Raw genomic sequence first — 2,610 nt, 5'->3', positions numbered from 1 at the left:
GAGCCTGCCGGATCCCAAGAGCCTGCCGGATCGCAAGAGCCTGTCGACGCGCGAGAGGTCGTCGTGCGGCCGGCCGCGGCACTCAGACGGGTTCTGCCGGCCCCCGGGCCGCGCGGGGGCGCAGGCGCACGACGTTGCCGGACGCGTCCGCATCCCCCGCCTCCGGTGCCCGCGCCTCCCCGTCCGGAATGGCCGCCGTCGCGCCGTCCGTCGGCGCCTCCGCCCCCTCGGCGCCGGAGGCGTAGGCGATCCAGCGCACCACGCGGGCGCTGCCGCGGCGTACGCGCAGGCGCTCGGCGCGCCGGGCGAGCCAGGTCGGCTGATTCTTCACACGCTGCATGACACACCTCGTTCTTGCGGCGTGAGGAAGCCGCGGCGCGGCCGGAAAGACATCCTCCAAATGGATGAGGCCCGCGCCATCCGGACGCGGTTTGCCGGAGATGCGCCGCCTTTCCGCCAATCTTCGCCCGGAGATTGTCTTGCGGAGCGCCCGCATCACGACCGGTTGACAGGTTCAGGCCTCCCGGACACCAATCACCGGCCGGTCGCCGGCGTGTGGACGCCCCGCGGAATCGACCCCGTCAACCGAGCGAACCGGATGCCAGGTGGCATTCCTGGCCGAGCTGATCGGCTCATCACGCGCGAGCACCAAGCCCTCAACTGACAGACGTCCAGCGGGGTGGCGGAACCCGCCCCGCCGCCCGGCCGTCTCCCTGGAGCATCGACTTCGAGGAGACGGCCCATGAGCCGCGTCACCGCCCCCGACCCGACCACCCCCGGTCCCGGCGAGGATCCGGCCCAGCCCCCCGCCGGCCCCCGCGCCTACCCGGACCGGACGGTCACCGGCCCCTCCGAGGGCGCGAGTTCCCCCGGCGCGACGGAGCCCGGCGACCAGGGCGAGCCGGCTCACAGCGCCTACGAGGACCGGAAGACGCCGCAGGCGGAGTGACGGCCCCGCCCCGATCCCGTGCTAGGATCCGACCGCGCCGGCCGGTGCGGTGAGCGCCTTCCGGCACGGATCCTGCCGCGGAGCGCCGGGCCGCGCCCGCTCGAGATCGCCACCATGCCGCTCCCGGTCTCGCCCACCCTCCCCGCCTTCGCCGCGCCCTACGCGCCGGACGACGCGGCTCTCGTGCGCGGGCTGCTGGCGGGCCCTTCCCCCGATGCGGCGGCCGAGGGGCGGGTCGACGCCCTCGCCCGGGATCTCGTCGGCGCCATCCGGACGGAGCACGGGGGCCTCGGCGGCGTCGAGGCGATGCTGCGCGAATACAGCCTCACGACCCGCGAGGGCCTCGCCCTGATGGTGCTCGCCGAGGCGCTGCTGCGGGTGCCGGACGCCGCCACTGCCGACCGGCTGATCGAGGACAAGCTCGGCCAGGGCGATTTCGCCCACCACGCGATCCGCTCGGAGGCGCTCCTCGTCAACGCCTCGGCCTGGGCGCTCGGCCTCTCGGCCCGGATCATCCAGCCCGGCGAGACGCCGGAGGGGGTGCTCGCCGCGCTGGCCAAGCGCATCGGCCTGCCGGCCCTGCGCACCGCCGCGCGCCAGGGCATGCGGGTGATGGGCGGCCATTTCGTGCTCGGGGAGACGATCGGCGCGGCCCTGCGGCGCGCGGCCACGCCCGAGGGCCGGCCCTACCGCTACTCCTTCGACATGCTGGGCGAGGGCGCCCGCACGGCCGCTGACGCCGAGGCCTACCGCGCGGCCTATGCGGGGGCCATCGCGGCGATCGGCCGGTCGGCCGGCGACGCGCCCCTGCCGGATCGGCCCGGCATCTCGGTCAAGCTCTCGGCCCTGCACCCGCGCTACGAGCCCCTCGGCCGGGCGCGCGTGATGGACGAGGTGGTGCCCGTCCTCCTCGATCTCGCCCGGGCGGCCCGGGCCCACGACCTCTGCTTCACGGTGGATGCCGAGGAGGCCGACCGGCTCGAACTCTCCCTCGAGGTCTTCGCCTCGGTGCTCGCCGACCCCTCGCTGGCCGGCTGGGATGGATACGGCCTCGCGGTCCAGGCCTATCAGAAGCGCTGCCTGGCCGTGATCGACCACGTGGCCGACCTCGCCCGCGGGCTCGGGCGGCGCCTGATGGTGCGCCTCGTGAAGGGCGCCTACTGGGACACGGAGGTGAAGCGGGCGCAGGAGCGGGGCTTGGCCGACTACCCCGTCTTCACCCGCAAGGCCACGACCGACCTCAGCTACATGGCCGCCGCCGAGCGGCTCCTCGCGCACAGGCCCCATCTCTTCCCGCAATTCGCCACCCACAACGCGCTCACCGTCGCGAGCATCGCGGAGTGGGCCGGCCGCCCCGAGGGCTACGAGTTCCAGCGCCTGCACGGGATGGGCGAGGCCCTCTACGGGCGGCTCCTGGCGACGCGCCCCGGCACGGCCTGCCGCACCTACGCGCCGGTCGGCGGCCACCGCGACCTCCTCGCCTACCTCGTGCGGCGGCTCCTGGAGAACGGGGCAAACTCGTCCTTCGTCTCGCTCGCCGCCGACCCGGCCGTGCCCGTCGAGACCCTGCTGCGGCGCCCGGCCGCGAGCGTCGGCGCGCCCGAGCGCGCGCGCCACCCGCGCCTGCCCCTGCCGCGGGAGATCCACGCGCCGGGGCGCCG

3 protein-coding genes are annotated in these 2,610 nt (G+C 75.5%); 2 read left to right on the top strand and 1 reads right to left on the bottom strand.

Annotated elements, in window-relative coordinates:
* Window positions 1-82: 82 nt before the first annotated feature.
* Complete coding sequence (locus tag E1J50_RS27665) at window positions 83-340, bottom strand: hypothetical protein (RefSeq protein WP_165937985.1); 258 nt, start codon at window positions 338-340, stop codon at window positions 83-85.
* Between the two features lie 402 nt (window positions 341-742).
* Here E1J50_RS27665 and E1J50_RS26010 point away from each other — a divergent pair, with 402 nt between their 5' ends.
* Window positions 743-949, top strand: coding sequence for a hypothetical protein (locus tag E1J50_RS26010; RefSeq protein ID WP_132257140.1), 207 nt, complete (start codon window positions 743-745; stop codon window positions 947-949).
* 114 nt (window positions 950-1,063) lie between these two features.
* On the top strand, window positions 1,064-2,610 hold a 1,547-nt coding region (locus tag E1J50_RS26005), incomplete at its 3' end, for a proline dehydrogenase family protein (RefSeq protein WP_207919305.1).

It is taken from the genome of Methylobacterium segetis, assembly GCF_004348265.1.
Lineage (GTDB): Bacteria > Pseudomonadota > Alphaproteobacteria > Rhizobiales > Beijerinckiaceae > Methylobacterium > Methylobacterium segetis.
Note: the sequence above shows the minus strand (reverse complement) of the source record. Positions and strands in the feature narration are given on the sequence as shown.

Excerpts from the sequence above, each read along its gene's own strand:
- E1J50_RS26010 (WP_132257140.1), top strand. The coding sequence starts at position 743 with ATGAGCCGCGTCACCGCCCCCGACCCGACCACCCCCGGTCCCGGCGAG.
- E1J50_RS27665 (WP_165937985.1), bottom strand. The coding sequence starts at position 340 with ATGCAGCGTGTGAAGAATCAGCCGACCTGGCTCGCCCGGCGCGCCGAG.